The sequence below is a fragment of the Thermodesulfobacterium hydrogeniphilum genome, from assembly GCF_000746255.1.
Lineage (GTDB): Bacteria > Desulfobacterota > Thermodesulfobacteria > Thermodesulfobacteriales > Thermodesulfobacteriaceae > Thermodesulfobacterium > Thermodesulfobacterium hydrogeniphilum.
Map to the genome: position 1 here is coordinate 244,134 of NZ_JQKW01000006.1, position 23,998 is coordinate 268,131.

The 23,998-nt window shown below is 31.2% G+C and carries 23 protein-coding genes and 1 pseudogene; 11 read left to right on the forward strand and 13 right to left on the reverse strand.

The window, feature by feature from the left end:
• The first annotated feature begins 89 nt into the window (after window positions 1-89).
• On the forward strand, window positions 90-281 hold the full coding sequence (locus CC87_RS01730; RefSeq protein WP_038055437.1) for an FmdB family zinc ribbon protein: 192 nt from the start codon (window positions 90-92) through the stop codon (window positions 279-281).
• Between the two features lie 4 nt (window positions 282-285).
• Here the strand turns inward: CC87_RS01730 and CC87_RS01735 are convergent, their stop codons facing one another.
• The 5 genes from CC87_RS01735 to CC87_RS01755 all read right to left on the reverse strand — a co-directional run bounded on the left by CC87_RS01735 (window position 286) and on the right by CC87_RS01755 (window position 3,551).
• Window positions 286-897 carry a phosphoribosylanthranilate isomerase gene (locus tag CC87_RS01735; protein ID WP_038055439.1) on the reverse strand — a complete coding sequence of 204 codons (612 nt, stop codon included), beginning with the start codon at window positions 895-897 and terminating at the stop codon, window positions 286-288.
• A gap of 1 nt (window position 898) precedes the next feature.
• Window positions 899-1,453 carry a ferredoxin domain-containing protein gene (locus CC87_RS01740; RefSeq protein WP_038055441.1) on the reverse strand — a complete coding sequence of 185 codons (555 nt, stop codon included), beginning with the start codon at window positions 1,451-1,453 and terminating at the stop codon, window positions 899-901.
• Window positions 1,454-1,455: 2 nt separating this feature from the next.
• Window positions 1,456-2,316 carry an NAD(P)-dependent oxidoreductase gene (locus CC87_RS01745; RefSeq protein WP_038055442.1) on the reverse strand — a complete coding sequence of 287 codons (861 nt, stop codon included), beginning with the start codon at window positions 2,314-2,316 and terminating at the stop codon, window positions 1,456-1,458.
• Window positions 2,317-2,334: 18 nt separating this feature from the next.
• Window positions 2,335-2,994 carry a riboflavin synthase gene (locus CC87_RS01750; protein WP_038055444.1) on the reverse strand — a complete coding sequence of 220 codons (660 nt, stop codon included), beginning with the start codon at window positions 2,992-2,994 and terminating at the stop codon, window positions 2,335-2,337.
• Window positions 2,995-3,056: 62 nt separating this feature from the next.
• Entirely contained in the window at window positions 3,057-3,551 is a 495-nt protein-coding gene (locus CC87_RS01755) for an HIT family protein (RefSeq protein WP_038055446.1), read from the reverse strand.
• Between the two features lie 95 nt (window positions 3,552-3,646).
• Between CC87_RS01755 and CC87_RS08835 the strand changes: the two genes are divergently transcribed.
• Genes CC87_RS08835 through CC87_RS09365 form a run of 4 tightly spaced genes read left to right on the forward strand, consistent with a single transcriptional unit; the run spans window position 3,647 to window position 6,314 of the window.
• Window positions 3,647-4,624 carry a flippase-like domain-containing protein gene (locus CC87_RS08835; protein WP_038055704.1) on the forward strand — a complete coding sequence of 326 codons (978 nt, stop codon included), beginning with the start codon at window positions 3,647-3,649 and terminating at the stop codon, window positions 4,622-4,624.
• On the forward strand, window positions 4,608-5,549 hold the full coding sequence (lpxK, locus tag CC87_RS01765) for a tetraacyldisaccharide 4'-kinase (protein WP_084222160.1): 942 nt from the start codon (window positions 4,608-4,610) through the stop codon (window positions 5,547-5,549). Before CC87_RS08835 ends, lpxK begins: the two co-directional genes overlap by 17 nt.
• Before the next feature lie 53 nt (window positions 5,550-5,602).
• Entirely contained in the window at window positions 5,603-6,094 is a 492-nt protein-coding gene (locus CC87_RS01770; RefSeq protein ID WP_038055449.1) for a TlpA family protein disulfide reductase, read from the forward strand.
• A 22-nt stretch (window positions 6,095-6,116) separates the two neighbouring features.
• Complete coding sequence (locus CC87_RS09365) at window positions 6,117-6,314, forward strand: LysR family transcriptional regulator (protein ID WP_084222161.1); 198 nt, start codon at window positions 6,117-6,119, stop codon at window positions 6,312-6,314.
• Between the two features lie 62 nt (window positions 6,315-6,376).
• Here the strand turns inward: CC87_RS09365 and CC87_RS01775 are convergent, their stop codons facing one another.
• The 5 genes and pseudogenes from CC87_RS01775 to CC87_RS01795 form a co-directional block, all read right to left on the reverse strand.
• Complete coding sequence (locus CC87_RS01775; RefSeq protein ID WP_038055451.1) at window positions 6,377-7,129, reverse strand: acyl-CoA dehydratase activase; 753 nt, start codon at window positions 7,127-7,129, stop codon at window positions 6,377-6,379.
• Between the two features lie 3 nt (window positions 7,130-7,132).
• Window positions 7,133-8,403, reverse strand: a pseudogene (locus CC87_RS09255) (double-cubane-cluster-containing anaerobic reductase).
• 146 nt (window positions 8,404-8,549) lie between these two features.
• Window positions 8,550-9,605 (reverse strand): selenide, water dikinase SelD, encoded by a 1,056-nt coding sequence (selD, locus tag CC87_RS01785; RefSeq protein ID WP_084222165.1) that lies wholly within the window; start codon window positions 9,603-9,605, stop codon window positions 8,550-8,552.
• Complete coding sequence (locus tag CC87_RS01790; protein WP_038055453.1) at window positions 9,592-10,083, reverse strand: MogA/MoaB family molybdenum cofactor biosynthesis protein; 492 nt, start codon at window positions 10,081-10,083, stop codon at window positions 9,592-9,594. The genes selD and CC87_RS01790 overlap by 14 nt, the downstream gene beginning before the upstream one ends.
• Window positions 10,084-12,060: an elongation factor G gene (locus tag CC87_RS01795; RefSeq protein ID WP_038055455.1), complete on the reverse strand. Its 1,977-nt coding sequence runs from the start codon at window positions 12,058-12,060 to the stop codon at window positions 10,084-10,086.
• A gap of 212 nt (window positions 12,061-12,272) precedes the next feature.
• On the opposite strand from CC87_RS01795, the gene CC87_RS01800 reads away from it, so the two are divergent.
• The 5 genes from CC87_RS01800 to tyrS all read left to right on the forward strand — a co-directional run bounded on the left by CC87_RS01800 (window position 12,273) and on the right by tyrS (window position 18,197).
• The gene (locus CC87_RS01800; protein ID WP_038055457.1) at window positions 12,273-14,036 is read left to right on the forward strand and encodes a chloride channel protein; all 1,764 of its coding nucleotides are present in this window, start codon (window positions 12,273-12,275) and stop codon (window positions 14,034-14,036) included.
• Window positions 14,037-14,323: 287 nt separating this feature from the next.
• Window positions 14,324-14,530, forward strand: a complete 207-nt coding sequence (locus tag CC87_RS01805) for an FmdB family zinc ribbon protein (RefSeq protein WP_038055459.1) — start codon at window positions 14,324-14,326, stop codon at window positions 14,528-14,530.
• A gap of 15 nt (window positions 14,531-14,545) precedes the next feature.
• Window positions 14,546-15,460, forward strand: coding sequence for a hydroxymethylbilane synthase (hemC, locus tag CC87_RS01810; RefSeq protein WP_038055461.1), 915 nt, complete (start codon window positions 14,546-14,548; stop codon window positions 15,458-15,460).
• Window positions 15,461-15,465: 5 nt separating this feature from the next.
• Complete coding sequence (gene cobA / locus CC87_RS01815; protein WP_038055463.1) at window positions 15,466-16,989, forward strand: uroporphyrinogen-III C-methyltransferase; 1,524 nt, start codon at window positions 15,466-15,468, stop codon at window positions 16,987-16,989.
• Complete coding sequence (gene tyrS / locus CC87_RS01820; protein WP_038055465.1) at window positions 16,989-18,197, forward strand: tyrosine--tRNA ligase; 1,209 nt, start codon at window positions 16,989-16,991, stop codon at window positions 18,195-18,197. The genes cobA and tyrS overlap by 1 nt, the downstream gene beginning before the upstream one ends.
• A 27-nt stretch (window positions 18,198-18,224) precedes the next feature.
• Here the strand turns inward: tyrS and CC87_RS01825 are convergent, their stop codons facing one another.
• Genes CC87_RS01825 through metK form a run of 3 tightly spaced genes read right to left on the reverse strand, consistent with a single transcriptional unit; the run spans window position 18,225 to window position 21,226 of the window.
• Complete coding sequence (locus CC87_RS01825) at window positions 18,225-18,764, reverse strand: 2-thiouracil desulfurase family protein (protein WP_051920419.1); 540 nt, start codon at window positions 18,762-18,764, stop codon at window positions 18,225-18,227.
• Window positions 18,746-20,002 carry an adenosylhomocysteinase gene (gene ahcY / locus CC87_RS01830; RefSeq protein ID WP_038055468.1) on the reverse strand — a complete coding sequence of 419 codons (1,257 nt, stop codon included), beginning with the start codon at window positions 20,000-20,002 and terminating at the stop codon, window positions 18,746-18,748. The genes CC87_RS01825 and ahcY overlap by 19 nt, the downstream gene beginning before the upstream one ends.
• Window positions 20,003-20,062: 60 nt before the next feature.
• The gene (metK, locus tag CC87_RS01835; protein ID WP_038055470.1) at window positions 20,063-21,226 is read right to left on the reverse strand and encodes a methionine adenosyltransferase; all 1,164 of its coding nucleotides are present in this window, start codon (window positions 21,224-21,226) and stop codon (window positions 20,063-20,065) included.
• Window positions 21,227-21,398: 172 nt separating this feature from the next.
• Between metK and alaS the strand changes: the two genes are divergently transcribed.
• On the forward strand, window positions 21,399-23,996 hold the full coding sequence (gene alaS, locus CC87_RS01840) for an alanine--tRNA ligase (protein WP_038055474.1): 2,598 nt from the start codon (window positions 21,399-21,401) through the stop codon (window positions 23,994-23,996).
• Window positions 23,997-23,998 lie beyond the last annotated feature (2 nt).

The following is a 23,998-nucleotide window of genomic DNA, read 5'->3' on the forward strand; positions in this document are numbered from 1 at the left end:
TATAAATTTCTCTTGATTTTATTTTATTTATCCTTATATTTTAAGACGAGATTAAAACCAGAGTTAAATATTTAAATAAAGGAAAAATTATGAAAATAATTGAATTTAGGTGCTGTGTTTGTGGAAAAAAATTTAACAAATTTTTTTGCACTAATTGCAGTAATGAAAGTTGTAATTTAAAAATAAAATGTCCTTATTGTGGTTCAAATAAAATAGTAAGAATAGTAAACAAAGTTAATCTTTTTCAAATATCTTCAAAAACTTATCATAATCATCTTTAAAGAATTAAAAATTCAAAAGAATAAATAGTTTTTTAATTTTTTCATGATCTTTTTTCCCAGGTGAAGCTTCTAAACCTGAGGAAATATCCAGAGCATAGGGATTAACAGCTTTAACAGCATTTAAAGCATTATCAAGATTTATTCCTCCTGCTAAAAAGATTTTATAACCCTCAGAAACAACTTTTTTTGCAATTTCCCAATTAAAGGTTTTCCCGGTTCCTCCTGGAAGATCCTTTATAAAAGTATCAAGAAGAATAGCATAAGCCTTTTTCCAAGGTTTTAAGTCTTTTAAATTAAAACCCTTATTTTTTACTCTAAAAGCTTTAATAACCCTTTCTAATCCTATTTTTTTAGCAAAATCCAGAGGCTCATTTCCATGAAGCTGAATAAGATGAGCTCCGTAATCTAAAGCCTTTTTAACTTCCTCATAAGAAGGATCTACAAAAACAACCACTTTTTTAGCTTTTATTTCTAAGGAAAGTAGGTCTTTTAGTCTATTTCCTACATATCTGGGAGATTTTGGATACATAATAAAACCTACATAATCTACAGAGAATTGAATAAGAAACTCTATATCCTCTTTTTCCCTAAGTCCACAGATTTTTATTTTAGCCATTCTATTTAACAGGAGGTCTATCAAAATAGATATTTTTTCCTTTTATACTTAATGGTATTCCCATTATGATTTGTCCAGGAAGTAATTTTAGCCTTCTGGCAGCAACCCCCACAGTATACATTATTCTATTATCTATACATAAATCCTTAGCTTTAGCAACTGCAGAACCTATGGCAATACCCATATCCAGAAGTTTTATAGCACAAACAGGACCTTCAAAATCTGAGTTAGATTTGGATTGTTTTAATATATCTCCACAGGAAAAACCACAGGCTCCACAATTTAGACCTAAAGGCTTTTTGAAATCTAAGGAGATTAAAATAACAGCCTCGGAATTTCTCACATTATTCGCATCTCTTTTGAAAAATTTAAATTTTTCTCCTTTTTCTTCTGCAACTTTTTCCATTTCTTGTGCCAATTTTTCTTTTTCTTCTTTATCTGTAATTAAAGCAAACTGTAAATCATCTACCCCTTTAGCCTTAGGAGCAGTTCTTGCAGCAACAAGTATTTGTTTAGCAAGATCTTCTATAATTTCTATCTCAGGATTTATTTTCATAACTATCCCTCCTTGATATTGTTTAATATTTTTAAAGTTTTATAAATAGCTGAAAAATCTTCTTCTCCATATCCCAGATTTTTGGTTAGCTTAAATAATTCCTTTGCCAATGTTCCTTCTATATAAACTCTTGAAATTTCTTTAAAAAGATCATCAACATAATACAGATCTTTTAGCATGTTATTAACAGAAAAATGGGGAGTAAAGTCTTCTTTTAAAATCTTTTCTTTTTTGGCATTTAAAAGATAAGAATTACCTGATCCTGAAGAAAGGATTTCTATGATTTCTTCTTTAGTAAAACCTACTGCTTCTCCAAAATTAATCCCAGAGGCTAAAGAAATTATTAACATTGCTACTACATAATTGTTAATGAGTTTAGCTTTTGTAGCTTTTCCAGGTTCTTCTAAATAAAAAATTTTTTGTCCTATAATGTTCAATATAGGCTTAACTTCCTTAAGGACTTTCTCTTCTCCACTTACTAAAATATTTAATAATCCTTTTTCTGCAGGTATAACACTTCCTAATACAGGGGTTTCTAAATAAAAACCACCTTTATTTTTTAAAAATTTGTGAAACTCAAGAACAGTGGGAAAATGGTTAGTAGTGATGTCTATTATAATTTTATTTTGTAAATTATCAGATAATTTATTTAAGATATCTTTAACAGCTTTACTATCTGTAAGACATAAAATTAATATATCTCTTTTTTGCAAAAGATCCTCAGGATTTTCTACATAAGGTAGGTTTAATTTTTGAGCTTTTTCAATGGTTCTATTCCAGACTGTAACTTTGATCCCTTGTGAAATCAGTCTTTTAATTATAGCCTGCCCAAGAGCTCCCAGACCTATAAAACCTACATTCATTTTGTTCTCTCAAGGTAATTAAATAAAACCATGTTCTTTTAAAAAATCCAAACTAAGGGTTTTTTGAGAGGAACCTGAAAGATTTTCCAAATAGGGAGAAAGCCATTTATAAACCATTTTAGCAATTATATCTATTTCTATATTTACTAAATCTCCTGTCTTTTTAAAACCAAGTGTGGTCATTTTTAAAGTATGAGGGATAATCATTAATTCTATATTATTATTTTTACAGTCATTTATAGTAAGACTTATACCATCAATAGCGATAGATCCTTTTTTAACCAGATAAATAGCGAGATTTTCCGGGACTTCTATAATAAAACGATAAAAATTTTCTATAGGGTTGATGGATGATATTTTACCTATGCCATCTACATGACCTGAAACAAGATGTCCACCTAACCGATCTCCCAATTTTAAGGCTCTTTCAAGATTAACAGGATCTCCTATTTTTTTATATTTAAAAGTGGTTTTAGAAAGGGTTTCAGGAGAGATTTGGGCTTTAAAAGAATTTTCTTTCTTATTTATTACTGTTAGACACACTCCATCCACAGCAATGGAATCTCCTATTTGAGTATTTTTTAAAGAAAAAGGAGAGGAGACTTCTATAAGAAGTCCACCTTTTTCAGATTGAAGAGCCAAAATTTTTCCTACACCCTCTATTAGGCCTGTAAACACAATTTAAATTATATCAAAAATTTCAAAAAAACCAAATAAAATGCTACCTCGTAGTGGAAATTTTAAAGCTTTACATTTTGAAAATAGGGAAAAAGATCTCTATAGAGTTTTATAAGATGGGTTGAAACCACCCTAACGTCATCCAATACTGCCAGAAAATTTATATCTCCTTCCCATCTTGGAACAATTTGTAGATGGATATGATCAGGATATCCTGCACCAGCTACTTTACCAAGGTTAAAACCCACATTAAAGCCTTGAGGTTTTAAGACTTCCTTTAAAATTTTTATAGCTTCCTGACACATTCTCATTATAGATAAAAGCTCATTTTCTGTGAGATCCTCTAACTCAGCTACATGTCTTCTTGGAGAAATAAGTAAATGGCCTACATTATAAGGAAATTTGTTCATTATTACCAAAACTTTATCATCTCTGTATAAAATTAATCTCTCTTCATCAGGTAAAGGTGCTTCAGGAGGGCAAAAGATACAACCAGGATCTTTTTTACCAGCTACATATTCTCCTCTCCAAGGAGCCCAAAGTATCTTTCTTTCCATAAAACCCCCTTTATATTTTAAAACTTTCATTTAAAATATGAAATAATATCATAAAATAAAAGAATGTAAACCAAGATTAATTTTTAAATTATTAAATGTATAAAAATATTTTATATGGACTTTTATTAACAATTATAATAGTTTTTTTGTCTTTTTTTTATTTAATCACCAGAAATGTTCCTAAAAATTTTTGTCAAATTTTTCACCTTTTAGATAAAAAATATATAATTTTAAGTTTGTTGTTTTTATTTTTTTTTCATACTTTTGATAATCTAAGAATTTTTGTTATATCCCGTGCTCTGGGTTTAAAATATTCTTTTTTTTACGGATATGCTGTATCATTTGTAAGCACTTTTGGTGCCACGGTTACACCTGCTCATATAGGAGGAGAATTTTTACCTCTTTATACACTTAAAAGAATAGGAGGAAATTTTCATGAAATAATGAGTATTATTACTTTAAAAGGCTTTTCAGGATTATTTTTTTACATAATCTTTTTTCCTTTTACCCTTCATGTTTTAATAAATAATCCAAAAGAAGCTAAGGATCTTTTAATATTAGTAAGTATAATTATTCTAATTTCTTTATTAATTTATATTATATGGGTAATCTTATTCAAAAAAAAAGAATCTATTTTTACTAAAGAACAACTTATAAAAATAAAATACACTACTTTTAAGTATTTAATTTTATGCAAAAATTTTTTTAAAAATAAAAAAAGATATTTTTTCTTGGCTTTGATTTTGAGTTTATTAATGTATTTTTCTTATATTTTTATAGGTATATTTTTAGTAAAAGCTTTTAATAACAATAGTTCAATGAAAACTTTATTTTTAGATCAATTACCTTTGATTTATGCTATTTTTATAAGTCCAACCCCTGGTGGAAGCGGAGTAGGAGAATTGGGAGCTATTCCAATATTTGACAATTTCATCGCTCAGGAATGGGTAGGAATATTTGCCATATTTTGGAGAATTGTTACCCAATATTTAGGTGCAATTATTGGGGGTATAATCTTTTTAATCCTTACCTGGAAAGACATTGCTAATAATAAAAATGTTAAATTATCTTAATCCCTATTTTTATATCATCTTCATTAGAAACTTTTTCTACGATAAAAATTTTTTTAAAAGCTATAAATTGTCTGTTCCTGTTATTTCCATAGGAAATTTATCTGTAGGTGGAACTGGTAAAACCTCCATAGTTAGGTATCTCTGTGAAAACTTAGCTGATAATTTTCATATAGGTATTCTTTCAAGAGGATATAAACGAAAAAGTAAAGGCACTCTTATAGTATCTTACATGGGTAAAATTCAGGAAAACTGGGAAAGGGTAGGTGATGAACCCTTTCTATTAGCTAAAATTTTTGAAAAAAAGGGTCTTCAAATTAGTATAGTAGTTGACGAGAATAGAGTAAGAGGTGGAGAAAAGGCTATTAAAGAACTTGGAGTGAATTTAATAATCTTGGATGATGGATTTCAACATAGAAGATTAAAAAGAGATTTAGATATAGTTCTTATAAAAAAAGAGGATCTTGAAAATAAAATTTTACCTTTTGGGAAACTTAGAGAACCTCTTACATCTTTAAAAAGAGCAGATGCAATAGTTCTTACTTATCAGGATTATCAACCTTTTGATTACAGTTTCAATGATAAACCAATTTTCAAACTTTATAGAAAAAATTGGAGAGTTTTAAATCATAGGTTAGAAGAAATAAATCCTGGAGATAAAGAATTTATAGCTTTTTGTGGTCTTGGAGATAATAGACAATTTTTTATAACTTTAAAAAGATTAAACCTGAAAATAAAAAAAATGATCTCATTTCCAGATCATTATGACTATTCAAACTTCACTTTGAGTCCTGACGAAAGTTATATTACTACTCTTAAAGATGGAATAAAATTAGAATTTAAAGAAAATCTCTTTTTTTTGGATTTTTCTATAGAAGTAAAAGGATTAAAAGAATTTATATTGAAAAGACTGGAGTTGTCAGTTTAAAATTTATGGTATAAATTAAAAAATTAGTAAAAAATTTTAAAGAGGTGATTTTTATGAAACCTAAGAAATTTTTGTGCTTAACCTTGATAATTTTATGTTTAATTATTGGTTCTGTTTCTAATCTTCAGGCTTCATCTTTAAATTTTGATTTTTACACCTATAAAGGTCAAAAATATAATATAGCTGATTTTAGAGGAAAATATGTATTATTAAATCTTTTTGCTTCTTATTGTCCCACCTGTATGATAGAATTAGGAACTTTAAATAAGATTAATAATAAATGTAGTACCAAAAATCTTGAGATTATTTCTTTAATGATTGATAAAGAAGGAATACCTTTACTTCCTAAAATCGTATCTTCTCGTGGAATAAAATATACTGTAGGTTTAGCCCCTTCTGAAATTTTTAGAATCTTTCCTGATTTTTCAGAACTTCCTACAACTTACTTTTTAAATAAAAAAGGAGAGGTAATAGAAAAAATTACTGGATATAAATCTTTAAACGACTGGATTAAACTTTTAACTAAATACGTTAGTTGTAATTAAAATCCTTTATAATCAATGTTTTATAAAACGATCTAATTTTAAAGGGACTTTATTATTAAATAAACAAACTTATTTCCTCTATCTCGCTCAACCTACTATAACACTTCATGTAAAAGACTTAGAAGAAGAGTTAGGAGTGAATTTATTTGATTGTCATACCAGAAAAGTAATTCCAAGTAAAGCAGGCAAGGTTGTGTATAAATACGGTAGGAAGAAATAGAATTGGAAGATCTTTATAACTTACCTTTAATAAAAATTGACTTTATAAACCTATGTTCTAATTTAGCTTAAACCATATAAACCTGCTCCAATAGCTCCTAAAAATTGAGGATGTTTTGGAATTTTAAGTTTTTTATTAATTTCTTTTTCAATGAAAACTTTTATTAATTTATTATAAGCACATCCTCCTGCGAAGATAATATCTTCCTCCAAGGAAACTCTCTTTAACATACTTACTATTCTTTGTGAAATAGAGTAATGTACTGCCTTAAGAATTTCTTTTCTATCAATTCCCTGGGCTATCATAGAAATGACTTCTGATTCAGCAAATACAGTGCACATGCTATTTATTTTCACTTTAAGCTTTGTATCAGGTGCGAAATCTTTTACTTTTTCTAAATTATATCCTAAAGCCTTTACCATTATTTCTAAAAATCTGCCTGTTCCTGCTGAACATTTATCATTCATTTCAAACTTTAGAATTTTTCCATCATCATTTAATCTAATTACTTTGGTATCCTGTCCTCCAATGTCTATAATTGTTCTGGCAGAAGGATGGATATATTTAGTTCCTATAGCAAAAGCTTTTATTTCAGTAATATCAATAATTCCAAGATCCTTTAATCTCTGGCTAATTAATTTTCTTCCATAACCAGTAGCAATTATTTTATCAGGTTTAAATTTTTTAATAAAATCATAACATTTTTCTAAAGGATTATAAGAAGTTTCAGTAATTTCTAAGGCTTCCAGATCTCCATTTTTTATCAAAGCAGATTTAATGTATGTTGAACCTACATCAAGCCCGAGCACTCTCATTTTTTACATCTTTAAAGTTTCTATAAAAGCTTCTATTCTGGTTTTGAGCTGTCCTATATCTTCCATACTGTAATCTGTTTCTATTCTCAAATAAGGCATATCTAACTTTCTTTCAACTTTATAGGATTCAAACATATAGGGTGTGCAAAACTGTAAGGAATAATGGATAACTCCATCAGCTTTTTGAGCTTCAAACATCTGTTTAATATCCTCTATTCTTTCATCATTTGGAGTAAAACAGGCACAATGAGTGGTTAAATATCTCTCAGCTATTTTTACCAAACCTTCTTTTATGGAGTTAAAGTTTTCATCTACCAATTTATAATAATATCTTTTTCCTACACAGGATTCTTCTCCCACTACAATAGCTCCACTTGCTTCAATAAGATGATGGAGCTTCCAATTAGGTAAAGCAAAGGGACATCCAGAAATCAAAATTCGCGGTGTTCCTTTTGGAACAACACCTGTCCCGTTTTCAACCCTTTTTTCCAGTTCATCACAAAGCTCATTAACTTTTTGGGTAAATCTTACAGGATCATCATAGAAGGCTATCTGATAAATAAGCAGGGCATCAAGTCCTGATATAGGAGGAGGGTCTGTAGCTCTAAACCTTTCTAATCTTGCAAGGGCCTTTCTTTTTTCGTTAGAAATAGCAACTCCTTTTTAAGGGTTTCTAAAGTAATTTTTTTCCCAGCTAAATCTTCCAATTTTTCTTTAAATTTTTCTACCTCTTTTAAATATAATTCTCTTGCTTCTTTAGTTTTAGTATGAGGAACCTCCATCACATGGACTCTTCCGGTAATTTCATGAAAAGATTCATAAGCCTTTTTCTTACCATCACAAGTGGTTTCTCCAACTAAAATATCACAACATTTTACATAAGGGCACACATTGGTTAATTCAAATCCCATAAAAGCTTTTATAAGAGGACAGCTATTGCGGGGTATATATTTTTCTGCTTCATCAAAACCTATTTCAGCTCCTGCACACAAGCCTACGCAAATTCCATCAAGAGCAAGTATTAATTCCTCAGGAACATATACACAAAAAGCACCTATTACCTTCCTGCCCTCTTTTTTAGCTTCTACCAATTCTTCAATTCTCAATCCATGAGCTTCAGAAATAACAAAATCAAAATATTTCATACCCTCAGGTCTGTTTTTCTGAGATAAATAAATATTTTTATAAAATTCACTTAGAGTATTGAGCAGAATCTCATGTTTATCTAAATCTAAACCAAGCTCTTTCCACATAGAAGTATAGTTTTTGCTCATAAAACCTCTTATTTAAAAAAGTTTTGAAATTTTCAAAAAAGATTTAATACTTTGATTAAAAAATGTCAAATAGATATTATTAATAAATAACCAGAATAAAATTAAAGATTTAAATAAATTTTAAGGTAAGATTTTAAGGTAAGATTTTAAGGCAAGACCTCTACAGTAGGACAACCCTTTTCCTTTTCTTTTACTTTCCCTATCAATTTTAAAAAATACAATCCTTTTTCTATAGCTTTTTCCTCAAAAATAGATTTTTTTTCAGGAGGAACTGATACTAAGATTCCTCCTGAGGTTTGAGCATCAGAAAGTAAAATAAGATCTTCTTCTTTTACTTCAGGATGAATTTTAATATATTTTTTACAGAAATTTAAATTATGATAATCTCCTTCAGGAATGATACCCATTTGGATAAAATTTTTAGCTTCTTTTAAATAAGGAACTTTATGGGTATAAATAACAAATGTTTTTTTGCTTGCTATAGCCATTTCCAAAGCATGTCCTAAAAGACCAAAACCTGTAATATCCGTAGCTGCTTTTAAACCAAGCTCTGTCATAACTTCAGCTATTTTGTTATTTAATTCTGTCATAGTTTCTATCATGGATTTATAAGAAGAGCTGGTTTCATCAATAAGTTTTCCTTTATAAGCAGTTATAAGAATTCCTGTACCAATAGGTTTAGTAAGATAAAGCAGATCACCTTCTTTAGCACCTTTATTAGTTATAATTTTTTCAGGATGAACTGTTCCTACTACAGCAAGGCCGTATTTTGGCTCTGGATCATCTACACTATGCCCCCCTACCAAAAGTGCTCCTGCTTCTTTAATTTTATCAAGACCACCTTTTAAGATCTTTTTTAACATTTCTTTAGGCAACCCTTTTTTTGGAAAACAAATTAAATTTAAAGCTAAAAGAGGCTTACCTCCGCAGACATAAATGTCTGATAGAGAATTTGCTACTGAAATTTGACCAAACAGATAGGGATCATCAACGACAGGAGTAAAAAAATCAGCTGAAAAGACAAGGGCAGTTTCTTCATTTAATTTATAAATACCTGCATCAGCTCCGTTTTCAAAGCTTTGAATTAAATTGGGATGGATAGGCAACTCCAAACCCTGTAAAATTTCCACAAGAAACTCTTGTGGAAGCTTAGCTGCTCAGCCAGAGGCTTTTGTTATCTGAGTAAGTTTAATTTCTTGCACACTCACTTGCATCACCTTTTATTTTTTCTACAGCATGTTTAATAATATCAATCAACTTGGGAAAAATTTCCTTAATAGCTTTAGGACTACCTGGTAAGTTTATAATCAGAGTTTCTTTTCTCACTCCAGCCATACCTCTGGTAAGTGCTGCCATAGGAGTAATAGGATAGCTAATATAACGGATATATTCAGGAATACCAGGAATTTCTTTTTCTAAGACTTCTTTAGTAGCCTCTGGTGTTACATCTCTTGGATAAACTCCAGTTCCACCTGTGGTAACTATAAAGTCCAAATTTTCTTTATCACACCAGTTTTTGAGAATTTTTACTATTGTTTCTTTTTCATCAGGAATTATTTCATATTTTAAAACTACCCATCCCTCTTTTTCACATAGCTCTTTTAAAAGTTTTCCAGATAGATCTTCTCTCTCACCTTTGCTTCCTTTATCACTCAGAGTTAAAATTCCGACTTTTAGCACTTAATTTCCTTTTTCAGATTCTTGTGCTTTGCTTTCAGCAATTATTTTTTCAGCTACAAAAGGTGGAGCTTCTTCATAATGAGAAAACCTGGCTATAAAATAACCTCTTCCTCCAGTTAAACCTTGCAAAGCTACCACATAATCCTGTGCTTCAGCCATAGGAACCACTGCGTTTATTTTAGTATTTTTTTTGTCTTTTTCAAGATTAAGGACTCTTCCTCTTCTGGCATTAAGGTCTCCTACTACATCTCCTACAGTTTCATCAGGAACAAAAATTTCCAGTTCTAAATATGGTTCTAAAAGAACAGGATTAGCTTGTTCTACACCTTTCTTAAAACAATGGAAGGCAGCTATTTTAAATGCAAGATCAGAAGAATCAACTTCATGAGATTTCCCATCATAGAACTGAACCTTTACATCCACTACTGGATACCCAGCTAAAGGACCTTTTTCCATAGCCTCTATTATTCCCTTTTCTACCGCAGGAACATAGTTTCTGGGGACATTCATTCCTGTAAGAGTTTCCACAAATTCAAACCCTTTTCCTCTTTCTAACGGAAAAATGTGAAAATGTACCTCAGCAAATTGTCCTCTTCCTCCACTTTGTTTTTTATGTCTATAAATAACACCTTGCACAGGTTTTTTAATAGTTTCTCTATAAGGAATTTTAGGTTGGGTAAGTTTTACATTCACTCCAAATTTATTTTTAAGTTTTTCTATAGTTTTCTCAATATGAAGCACACCTATACCAGAAATAAGAAGCTCTTTAGTTTCCTCATCTCTGTTAAATACAATAGAGGGATCTTCGTCTTTTATTTTGGTAAGAGCAGAGCTTATTTTATCTTCATCTGCCCTTGTTTCTGGATGAATAGCCATAGTAATCATAGGTGCAGGCATAACAGGTGACTCTATAGCTTTGGACACAGGGGTTTTAGAAAATGTATCGCCTGTGGATAAACTTTCTATTTTAGAAAATACTATAATTTCTCCCTCTTTGACCTCTTTTACTTGTTGAAGTGTATCACTTTTGGGAACAAAAATTTGGGTATATTTTTCCTCTTTACCATTAGAGGTATAAATTACACTGTCAGAATTAAAATTACCTGTAAAGACTCTTCCATAAGAAAGTTTTCCTGCATAAGGATCTATAATGTTTTTAAAGATAAAACCTATAGAATCTCCTTCTATACCTTCTCTTTCCTTTATTAGCATGTAGGAAGGTGTGAAATTATAAATGTATTCTAACATTAATGGGATACCCCAACCCTGTTTAGCTGAACCAGTAAATACTAAACATGCTTTATTCTTTTCAAAAGAAGCTTTTAATCCCTCTAAAATTTCACTTTTTTCTAAACTTCCATTTTCTAAATATTTTTCAATAAGCTCATCTTTTCCTTCAGCTGCTGATTCTATTAATTTTTCTCTTAAATTAGAAGTTTCACCCTTTAAATTTTCTGGAAGATCTTGATATTCTATTTTTCCGCTGTTTAAAGAGAAAGCTTTGTTTTCTATTAAATCTACCAGAATTGGAGAACTATTTTTGTTTCCAAAGGCGTAGAAAATAGGTATTTGATGAATTTCTAATAAATTCTGTAAATTTTGTAAGGTCTGTTCAAAATTTGCTTTTTCTTCATCTATTTTATTTATAAGCACAAACAAAGGGACACCTAATTCCTTAGCAATTTCAAAAACTCTTACATTCTGGTATTTTAAAGGAGCAGAGGCATCAACCACTAAAATGCCAGCATCTGCTACTTTTAAAGCCCATTTAACCTCACCTATAAAATTTTCATCTCCGGGAGTGGTTAAAAGGTAAAAAGGTGTATTTTTATAATTGAAGCCATAAATTTTAAGATAGAAAGTTGGTTCTTTTTTGGTGTTTTTTATAGTTTCTCCACAAAGTTTACAAAGAGCCTCTGATAATTTAACTTTCCCAGCATCTGTTTGTCCTATAACAGCTAAAACTTTGGGTTCCATAAATAACCTCCCAATCAGTTTTTTAAATTATTTATTAAAATATTTTTTAACAAAAACTATTATAATAGTCAAGAGAGATTTTAACCAAGTAAATTTCTTTTAGAATTTAATATTTTTATATTATTTTTAATAATTAAAAAATCAGCTATTTAAATAAAATTTTTTTAAATTTTTTGACTTTTTCTTTTCTTTATTTATACTTTTAAAACAATATGAAGATAGGATTTATCAGAAAGAGATTGGTTTCTCTAATTGAAAGGCTTAAGTTGCCAGAATATGTTTTTTTGGTTCTGGTTGCTTTTATTATTGGAGTAGTAGCTGCTTTAGGTAGTTATTTATTTATAAAAGCTGTTGGTATTTTGTGGTGTAATATATTTATACCTTTGCTTAATTTTTGTCATAGCTCTTATGCTTATTTTATTTTTATTCCTGTATTGCTTCTTCTTCCTCCAATAATCTTATTTATATTGGCTAAGATTTTCGGTACAGGAATTTATGGTTACGGATTTCCAGATTTTTTAGTAAACGTAAATTTAAAAGGTGGTTCTCTAGATATAAGGCATACTCTTATTAAAATATTGGCTTCTGTTATCACTTTAGGACTTGGAGGTAGTGCAGGACAGGAAGGACCTATTGCTCAAATAGGAGGAGTTGCAGGCTCTGCAATCAGTCGTTTTTTTGTAGCTTCAGAAGAAAGAAAAAAAACATTTATTGCATGTGGCACAGCAGGAGCTATTGCTTCTGTATTTAATGCTCCTATTGCAGGAGTTTTTTTCGCTTTAGAAATTGTTCTTCTTGGTAATTTTGAATTGACTAATTTTATGCCTGTTCTTGTGTCTTCAGGAATGGGTACTATTACTGCTCGGGCTTTGTTTGGAAATCATCATGTTTTTAAAATGCCTCCTTATAAGTTTGTAAGTTATTGGGAGCTAATTTTTTATATTCTTTTAGGAGTGTTTTTAGGAATACTGGCTTATTTGTTTATCCGGGTGTTCTATGGGATAAAAGCTTATTTTGAAAAATTGCCTTATTCCCCTTATTTAAAACCTTTTATTGGATTTTTTTTGGTAGGAATAATAGGTATATTTTTTCCTCAAATATTTGGAATTGGTTATGAGCAGGTAGAAAAAGTTTTAAATGCAGAGATGTTACCTTGGCTGATGTTTATTTTAGTATTTTTAAAAATTATAGCTACAGCAATCACCTTAGGATCAGGTGGAGTTGGAGGAATGTTCTCTCCTGCTTTTTTTATTGGAGCTATGGCTGGTGGAGCTTTTGGGGTGATTGTTCATCATTTCTTTCCTAATATTACTGCTGCATATCCTGCTTATGCAGCAGTAGGAATCGGAGCTTTTCTTTCAGCACTAACTCATGCTCCTGTAACTGCTGTGTTTTTAGCCTTTGAAATGACGGGTAATTATTACATAATTCTTCCTATTTTATTTGCTTCTGCTACAGGACTTTTAGTTGCTTATATTTTTAGCAAAGATTCTATTGATACCTATGAACTTAGTCAGCAGGGAATTAATCTTCATGCTGGTCATGAACGTAATATTCTTGCATCTATCAAAGTAAAAGAGGCTATGACACCAAATGTAATTGTTGTTCCTGAAAATATGACTTTTAAAGAGTTTCTTAATTTTGTAAGAGATAAAAGACATACTTGTTTTCCTGTAGTAGATGAACAAGGAAATCTGTGTGGTATTATTTCTTTTCAAAACTTTAGAGAAATGCTTGGAAGAGAAAACATTGAGAATATAAGGGTTAAAGATTTAAAGACTTCTCCAGTAATTACTATTTTTCCTGAAGATAGCCTGGAGACCGCTATGTCCAAAATGAGATATCATCATATTGAAAGACTTCCTGTAGTAGATCCAAATAATCCTAAAAAATTAGTTGGAATTCTGTCTCAGAGAGATGTATGGAGTGCTTATAATAAAGCACTTTTAGAAAAAATGGGAAGGGTGCAAGAGTAAATTGAAAATCACATTTGAAACCACAAGTCTTGACATTTTGACTATAAAATTAGGAAAAAACTTGCTATTCATCCTGAAAGACTGGCATGTTTGAAAGTGGTGGTTTCGCTTGGAGGAAATGCTCTTAAAGGTTCCGAGATGATTTATGAGTGAGGAATTTGTCTGGGAAGAATCCATTTTTTCGCACATTGGAGATACAAAAAAGTGGTAATTTTTTGATTATTTGTTGACGAATTTTTAATAAAGGGGTATTTTTAGGAAATTAAAACTAAAAGGAGGGATTTTTTATGCCTATCTATGAATTTCAATGTGAAGAATGTGGAGAAATTTTTGAAGAATTAATTTTTGGAAATGATTTTGAAGGAATAGTTTGTAAAAAATGCAAAAGCCCCAAGGTTAAAAAACTCATATCCAGAACATCTCCTAAAACAAGTTCCGGGTCAGGTTCTTCTTGTAGTGGATGTAAAGGTGGATCTTGCAGCACCTGCCATTAGTTTAAGGAGTTAAAAGTGTTTATAAAAGTTGGAACAAGAGGTAGTAAATTAGCTTTAGCACAAACAGATTGGGTAATTTCAAAATTAAAAAAAATCTATCCTCAAATAAAAATAGAAAAAATAATCATTAAAACTACAGGGGATAAAATATTAGATTCTCCCTTAAGTAAAATAGGGGGTAAAGGCTTTTTTGTAAAAGAAATAGAACAGGCTTTGTTAAAAGAAGAAATAGATATAGCAGTTCATAGTATGAAAGATGTTCCTTCAGATCTTCCTGAAGGTTTAGAAATAAGTTGTATTCCAGAAAGAGAATCTCCTTTTGATGTATGGATTTCTAATTACAAAACTATTTTTGATCTTCCTTCCCAAGCTAAAGTTGGAACAAGTAGTTTGAGAAGGCTTTCTCAATTGAAAAAACTTAGAAAAGATCTGGAAATTTTACCTTTAAGAGGAAATGTAGATACTCGTTTAAGAAAATGGAAAGAAGGACAATTTGATGGAATAATTTTGGCAGAAGCTGGGTTAAAAAGATTAAGCATAGAGATTGAATATAGAAGGTTTACTTTGGAAGAAATGATTCCTGCAGTAGGGCAGGGTGCTCTTGGAATAGAAGTTAGGAAAAAAGATAAAAAAATTAAAGAATTACTTAGTAAAATCCATTCTCAAGAGACCGCTATTTGTATAGAAGCTGAAAGAGCATTTTTGAAGACCTTAGAAGGAGGATGTCAGGTCCCTTTAGGAGCTTATGCTTGTGTTAAGAATTCTAAACTTTTTATTACAGGTTTTATAAGTGATCTGGAAGGGAAAAGGTTTTATAAAGAAACAGAAGAAGGGAGCTTAGAAGAAGCCAGAGTTTTAGGAGAGAAATTGGCAAAAAAACTTTTAAAAGCAGGTGGAAAAGAAATTTTAAAAGAAATCTATAAAGGATAGAAATTATGAAAAAAGGAAAAGTTTATTTAGTAGGAGCAGGTCCTGGAGATCCCGGGCTTTTTACTTTAAAGGGTAAAAAAGTTTTGGAAGAAGCAGATGTAATAATATATGATTATCTTGCTAATGTTAAATTATTAAACTTTTGCAAAGAAAATGTGGAAAAAATTTATGTAGGTAAAAAAGGTGGAGCACATACATTACCTCAAGAGAAAATTAATAAACTTCTAGTTAAAAAAGCTAAAGAAGGTAAAACTGTAGTAAGGCTTAAAGGAGGTGATCCTTTTCTTTTTGGAAGAGGAGGAGAAGAAGCTGAAGAATTACAAAAAGAAGGTATTCCTTTTGAGATTATCCCAGGAATAACCTCTGCTATTGCAGTTCCAGCTTATGCAGGAATTCCTGTAACACACAGAAATTTTACTTCAACCTTAGCTATAATTACAGGACATGAAGCCGAGGGAAAAGAAGAAAGTAAAATTAATTTTTCAGCTTTATCTAAAATAGGAACTTTAGTTTTTTTAATGGGAGTTAAAAATCTTCCTTATATAATAGAAAATCTTATAAAAGAAGGAAAAAGTCCTGAAACACCAGTAGCAGTTATACAATGGGGAACCTTACCCAAACAAAAAACAGTTACAGGTGTTTTGAAGAATATAGTTGAAAAGGTAAAAAAAACTGGAGTAACAGCTCCTGCTATAATTATAGTAGGAGAAGTAGTAAGATTAAGAGAAAAGTTTAATTGGTTTGAAACTAAACTTTTATTTGGGAAAAAAGTAGTTGTTACTCGTACAAGAGAACAAGCCAGCAAACTTGTTGAAAATCTGGAAGCCTTAGGGGCTTATTGTTATGAAATACCAGCAATAAAAATAGAACCATTGTTAAACGAAAACATTTTGGAAGTTATTAAAAAGATATCCAATTATAAGTGGATAATCTTTACTTCAGAAAATGGCGTGAAAATATTTTTTAAAATCCTCTGGGAAGCTGGTAAAGATTGGAGAGCCTTTGGTAATACTAAAATAGCTGTTATTGGTGCTTCTACTAAAAAAGCTTTAGAAAAATTGGGTATTAAGCCTGACTTGGTTCCTGCAAAAGATTTTACTCAAGAAGGTTTAATTAATGAGTTTGCTAAATTGGATATAAAAAACAATTTAATTCTCATTCCCAGGGCTAAAGAAGCAAGGGAATTGCTTCCAGAAAAGTTAAAAGAAATGGGTGCAAAAGTTGAAATATTGCCTATTTACGAGACTAAGATCTGTGAAGAGTCTAAAAAGGAGCTTAAAAAAGCTTTAGAAGAAGGGGTTGATATAATAACATTTACCAGTTCTTCAACAGTAAAAAACTTCTTTAAACTTTGTGAAGATTTAGATAAAGAAAAATTAAAGGATTTAATTTTTGCTTCTATAGGGCCTATTACTTCCTCAACTTTAAGAGATTTTGGCTTTGAACCTCATATAGAGGCTAAAGAATATACTATAGAAGGTTTGGTAAATGCTATAGCAGAATACTTCAAAATCAGGGGGACTGCATAATGAAGGAGGAAGTAAAAAAGGCTTTAGAAATCATTAAAAGGGGAATAGTTGATCTCATAGATGAGGAAGATCTTATAAAAAAACTGGAAAGAGCTTATAAAGAAAATAAACCTTTAAAAATTAAAGCTGGCTTTGATCCTACTGCTCCAGATTTACATTTAGGACATACTGTTCTTTTAAGAAAATTAAAACAATTTCAAGAATTAGGACACAAAGTTTATTTTTTAATTGGTGATTTTACTGCTATGATTGGTGATCCTACTGGAAGGTCAGAAACACGCCCAGCTTTAACTAAAGAACAGGTTTTGGAAAATGCTAAGACCTATAAAGAACAGGTTTTTAAAATTTTAGACCCAGAAAAAACTGAAATAATTTTTAATAGTCAGTGGTTTTCTAAAATGACAGCTGAAGATATAATAAGGTTATGTGCTAAATATACTGTTGCAAGAATTTTAGAAAGAGATGATTTTAAAAAACGTTTTGAATCAGGTCTTCCAATAAGTATTCATGAATTGATTTATCCTTTATTTCAAGCTTATGATTCAGTAGCTTTAGAAGCGGATGTGGAACTTGGAGGAACAGATCAGTTGTTTAATTTATTAATAGGTAGAGATATTCAAAGAGAATATGGTCAGGAACCCCAGGTTATTATAACTCTTCCTATTTTAGAAGGTCTTGATGGTGTTCAAAAGATGAGCAAAAGTCTGGGAAATTATGTAGGAATTATGGAACCACCTTTTGAGATGTATGGAAAAATCATGTCTATTCCTGATCAAATTATGTGGAAATATTATATTCTTTTAACTGATATACCAGAAAGAGATATTATGAAAATGAAAGAACAGGTAGAAAAAGGAGAATTCCATCCCAAGGAGGCAAAAAAAAGATTAGCAAGGTATATAGTTACTCAATTTCATTCAGAAGAAGCAGCTTTAAAAGCTGAAGAAGAATTCGAAAGAGTTTTTAGCAAAAAAGAAGCACCTACTGAGGCACCTGTCATAGAGGTTTCTGCTGGAAAAATTTGGCTTCCAGGATTTTTAAGAGATCATAAATTAGTAAAAAGTGGTTCTGAAGCAAGAAGACTCATTTCTCAAAAAGCTTTAGATCTCAATCAAAGCCCTGTAACTCAAGAAGAAATAGAATTAAAACCAGGAGAATATATTTTAAGAATTGGTAAGAAGAAGTTTGTAAAAATTAAAGCTGTTTAATTGTAGGAGAAAACTTAGCAAAAACAGCTACTGTTCTTGAAGAAGCTGTAGAATACTATTGGGTATAGAAGAACCAAATAGTTTTTTTAAAAATTTTAAACCAGTTTCTCCTTTTAAAGAAAGCTCGTCTATTACAGGAATTTGAGGAAAAAACTCAGGAATTAATCTTCCCATTATTCCGTAAGTTCTTCCTATTAACTCTTTTCCTTCTAAATCTTTGTAAAATTTAGTAGTAGGAGATGGGCTGCAAGAGGGAGATTTGCTTTTTAAAATAAAAGCATCTACAGGAGGAAGTTGTGTTAAAAAATTAATACAAAAATTCTCTATCTCTTTAGTAAGGTCTTTTTTTGTACCTTCTTGAATGACTTTAAATTCTCCTTGTGCATCATAAAGAAATACTCTTGGACGAGGCACTGGAAATCCAATAGCAACTTCAGGACAAATTTTAATTACTTTACAATACTTTGCAATTTCACAAACTATGGGCGAACTTTTAATGGTTCCATCAAAACGAGTATTTTCTCCAAGAAGGCAAGCACTTATTACTACTAAGTTCCTTCCTGCCATCCGCTTAAATACCTTTCTTGTTCAGGAGTTAAATTGTCAATTTTTATTCCCATAGCATTGAGTTTAAGTCTTGCTACTTCTTTGTCAATTTCTTCAGGCACTTTATATACTTTTTTCTCTAAAGTTTTATAATTTTTTACAATATATTCAACACACAAAGCCTGATTGGCAAAACTCATATCCATAACACCAGAAGGATGCCCTTCAGCTGAAGCTAAATTTACCAATCTTCCTTGAGAAAGAACATAAATTCTTTTACCATTAACTAAGGTATATTCTTCAACCTCTCTTCTTATTTGTTTTACATTGGTAGAAATTTCTTTTAAAGCTTTAAGATCAATTTCTACATCAAAGTGTCCTGAATTAGCAACAATGGCACCATCTTTCATTTTTAGAAAATGTTCTTTTCTTATTACTGCTTTATTTCCTGTAACTGTGCAGAAAAAGTCTCCTATTTCTGCAGCTTCATCCATGGGCATAACTAAATAACCTTCCATTACTGCTTCTAAAGCTTTAAGAGGATCAACTTCTGTTATTACTACCCTTGCTCCCATGCCTCTTGCTCTCATAGCAAGTCCTTTTCCACACCAGCCAAATCCTGCTACTACAAAAACAGATCCTGCAAGAAGTCTGTTTGTAGCTCTTAAAATTCCGTCAAGTGTGGATTGTCCTGTTCCATAGCGATTATCAAAAAGATGCTTGGTTAAGGCATCATTAACAGCAATAATAGGATATTTTAAAACCCCATCCTTAGCCATAGCTCTAAGTCTTATAACACCTGTAGTAGTTTCTTCAGTTCCTCCCAAAATTTTCTCTGTCTGTTCAGGTCTTTCTCTATGAAGTGTAGTTACAAGATCAGCTCCATCATCAATGGTAATATGTGGCTTTTTATCAAGAACAGCTTTAATATGAGAGTAATATGTATCTCTGTCTTCTCCTCTAATAGCAAAAACAGGTATTTCAAAATGTTTTACAAGTGCAGCAGCTACTTCGTCTTTAGTAGAAAGTGGATTTGAGGCGCAAAGATAAACTTCTGCTCCTCCTTCTTTTAAAGTTCTTGCTAAATTGGCTGTTTCAGTGGTTATATGCAAGCATCCACCAATTCTAATGCCTTTAAAAGGCTTTTCTTCAGAAAATCTTTTTCTAATCTGTCTTAAAACAGGCATATCCATTTCAGCCCATTCTATAAGTTTCAAACCTTCATCAGCTAAATTCAAATCTTTTACATGAAATTCCATATTTTCCTCCTTCTTATCTTTTCGCACCTGCGAAGTGGCACCTACGAAGTGCGAAAAGGGTTATTTATCAAAGCCTGCAAGTTCTTTTATTTTTTCTACCATATCAAGTTTTTCCCAGGTAAATTCAGGTTCATTTCTACCAAAGTGTCCATAGCAAGCAGTTTTCTTAAAAATAGGTCTCCTTAAATTAAGATATTCTATCATGTGCTTGGGTCTGAAATTAAAAAGTTTATTTATAATTTCTAAAATTTTCTCTACAGGAATTTTTTCTGTTTCATAGGTATTAACATTTATAGCTAATGGATCAGGGACTCCAATAGCATAAGCAACTTGAACTTCCAATTCTTTTGCCACTCCTGCAGCTACTAAATTTTTTGCCACATATCTGGCATAATAAGAAGGAGTTCTATCAACTTTTGTAGGATCCTTTCCAGAAAAGGCACCACCCCCATGATGTCCTCTTCCTCCATAGGTATCTACAATGATCTTTCTTCCTGTCATACCACAGTCTGCCAGAGGTCCTCCTATAACAAATCTTCCGGTTCCATTTATAATGATTTTAGTTTCAGGTTTAAGATGCTCTGGAGCAATAACTTTTTTGATCACCTCTTCATAAATAGCTTCTCTTAACTCTTTTAAAGTTACTGTAGGATCATGTTGAGCTGCAATAACTATAGTATGAACATCAATAGGGCGTCTATTTTCATATCTAACAGTAACCTGGGTTTTTCCATCAGGTCTTAAAAAGGGAACAATACCTCTTTTTCTAACCTCAGCAAGTCGCATAGCAAGTCTATGAGCATACCAAATAGGCATAGGCATAAAATCAGGAGTCTCATCACAGGCATAGCCAAACATAAGTCCCTGATCACCTGCACCTATATCTCCATCTTTATCTATTCCCATAGCAATATCAGGACTTTGTCTATCTATACTTATTAACACAGCACAGGTCTGATAATCAAAACCAAGATCAGAGTGATTGTATCCTATTTCTTTAACCACTCCTCTTGCTATAGTGGGATAATCAACTCTTGCTTCTGTAGTAATTTCTCCAGCTATAAGAATCATCCCTGTATTAACCAAAGTTTCACAGGCAACCCTTGCGTAGGGATCTTTTTCTAAAATAGCATCTAAGATAGCGTCAGATATTTGATCAGCAACTTTATCAGGATGTCCTTCGGTAACAGACTCAGAGGTAAATAAAAAATTTTGCACTAACATAATAATCCCTCCTCTTTTTAAAAGTTAAAAAAAATTTAATAGCAAATTTACTATATATTTAAAATAAAGCAATAAGTTTGAAAAAATTTTTAAATTTATTGAAATTTGGCGAAAAACTTCTAAAATAGAAGTTTTAGTAATTAAATTTTTTTCAATAGGAGGTCTTTTATTTATGAAAGGCAGGATTATAAGGGAATTGTTTCTAAAATTTTTTAAAGAGAAAGGGCATGAGATTGTTCCAAGCTCTTCTCTGATACCTGCGGATGATCCTACTTTACTTTTCACCAATGCTGGAATGGTTCAGTTTAAAAAAGTATTTTTGGGCGAAGAAACCAGACCTTACAAAAGAGCAGCCTCCTGTCAGAAATGTATGAGAGCAGGTGGAAAACACAATGATCTTGAAAATGTAGGATATACTGCAAGACACCACACCTTTTTTGAAATGCTTGGCAACTTTTCTTTTGGAGACTATTTTAAGGAAGAGGCTATAGCTTATGCCTGGGAATTTATTACCCAGGTTTTAAATCTACCAAAAGAAAGGCTTTATGTAACGGTTTATAAAAATGATGATGAGGCTGCAGAGCTTTGGAAAAAAATAGCAGGATTGTCTGATGAGAGAATTGTAAGGCTTGGAGAAAAAGATAATTTTTGGGCTATGGGAGATACAGGACCTTGTGGACCTTGTTCAGAAATTATTTATGACCAAGGAGAAAAATTCGGGTGTGGAAAACCTGATTGTGGTCCAGGATGTGATTGTGATAGGTTTTTAGAAATATGGAACCTTGTATTTATGCAATATGAAAGAGATGAGTCTGGAAATTTAAAAGATCTTCCCAAGGGATGCATTGATACAGGAATGGGGCTTGAAAGGATTACTGCTGTAATTCAGGAGGTCCCTTCTAATTATGATACAGATCTTTTTGCCGGGATTATGCAAAAAATTTCTGAAATAAGCGGAAGGGGTTTTAAAGAATCAAAAGAAACAGAAGTTGCTTTTAGAGTTATAGCAGATCATATCAGAGCCTCTGCTTTTCTTTTAGCAGAAGGAATTATGCCTTCTAATGAAGGAAGAGGTTATGTTTTAAGAAGAATAATTAGAAGAGCAGAAAGATTTGGTAAAATTTTGGGATTAAAAGAACCTTTTCTATATAAACTGGTTGAACCTGTAGTTCAAGAATTTGGAGATATTTATTCAGAAATTAAACAAAATCAAGAAACTGTGGAAAAGGTTCTAAAAATAGAAGAAGAAAAATTTTTAGAAACTCTTAATTTAGGGCTTGAGATACTTGAAAAAGAAATAGAAAAACTTAAGAAAGAAGGAAAAAAGATAGTGCCAGGGGAGCTTCTTTTCAAACTTTATGATACTTATGGATTTCCTTATGATCTGGTAAGAGACTATGTGCTTCCTATGGGTTTTAGCTTAGATGTTCAAACTTTTGAAAAACTCAGGAATGAAGCAAGAGAAAAAAGCAGAAAGTCCTGGAAAGGAAGTTTAGAAAAAGTGCCAGAAACTGTAAAAAAACTTGTTTCACAGGGATTAAAAACTGATTTTATTGGATATGAAACCTTAGAAACTAAAGCAAAAGTGATAGCTTTGGAAAAAAGGAATGGCACATACTATTTGATAACTGATAAAACTTGTTTTTATCCTGAGGGAGGAGGTCAGGTCTGGGATACAGGTTTAATAATAGCAGAAAAGGGTAGGGCAGAAGTTAAAGAGGTTCATAAAGCAGGAGCTCTCATTTATTGCAAAGTTAAGTTTTTGGAAGGAGAAATAAAAGCAGGAGAAGAAGTTTTGCTTAAGGTTGATAAAGAAAGAAGAAAGCATATTCAAAGACATCACACAGCAACCCATCTTTTACATGCAGCTTTAAGAAAAATCCTCGGAGAACATGCAAGACAATGTGGTTCTTTGGTTGAAGAGAATAGATTAAGATTTGATTTTAATCATTTTCAGGCTTTGAGCAAGAAAGAGCTAAACAAAATAGAAGAGCTTGTTAATAGATGGATTTTAGAGAATTATCCAGTTGAAACGGCTTTTATAAAAAAAGAGGAGGCAGAAAAGCTCGGAGCAATAGCTCTTTTTGAAGAGAAATATGGAGAAATTGTAAGAGTAGTTAAAATTGATGGTATTTCAGTTGAGCTTTGTGGAGGAACTCATGTTAAAAGAACAGGAGATATAGGACTTTTCAAAATTCTTTCCGAAAGTAGTGTAGCTTCTGGAATAAGAAGAATTGAGGCTGTTTGTGGGCTAAAAGCTTATGAATGGATCAAAAAACAAGAAGAAAAAATAGAAAAAATTGCTGAAACTCTAAAAACTTCTCCACAGGATATAGAAAAGAAGATAAATGCCTTATTTAAAGAGATTGATAAACTGCAAAATGAAATAAAAAGGCTTAAAAGTGTAGATTTAAAGCAGACTTTAGAAGAAAAATTGAAAGAAGCAGAAGAAGTTAATGGAGTTAATCTTCTTGTAGTAAGTGTCCCCTTGGAAAATATGAATGAACTTAGAGAAATTGGAGATTATTTTAAAAACAGATTAAAATCCGGTATAATATTTATTACAGGAGAAAGAAAAGAAGGAGCTTTAGCAGTTTGTATGGTTACTAAGGATCTTAATGAGAAATATCCTGCTAATAAAATTTTTCAAGTTTTAAAAGATTTGGGATTAAAAGGGGGAGGAAAACCTCATCTTGCTCAAGGAAGCTTTAAAGGAAAGGCAGAAATTAATAAAATAAAAGAAATGATAAAAGAGTTTATAAAGTCTTAAGA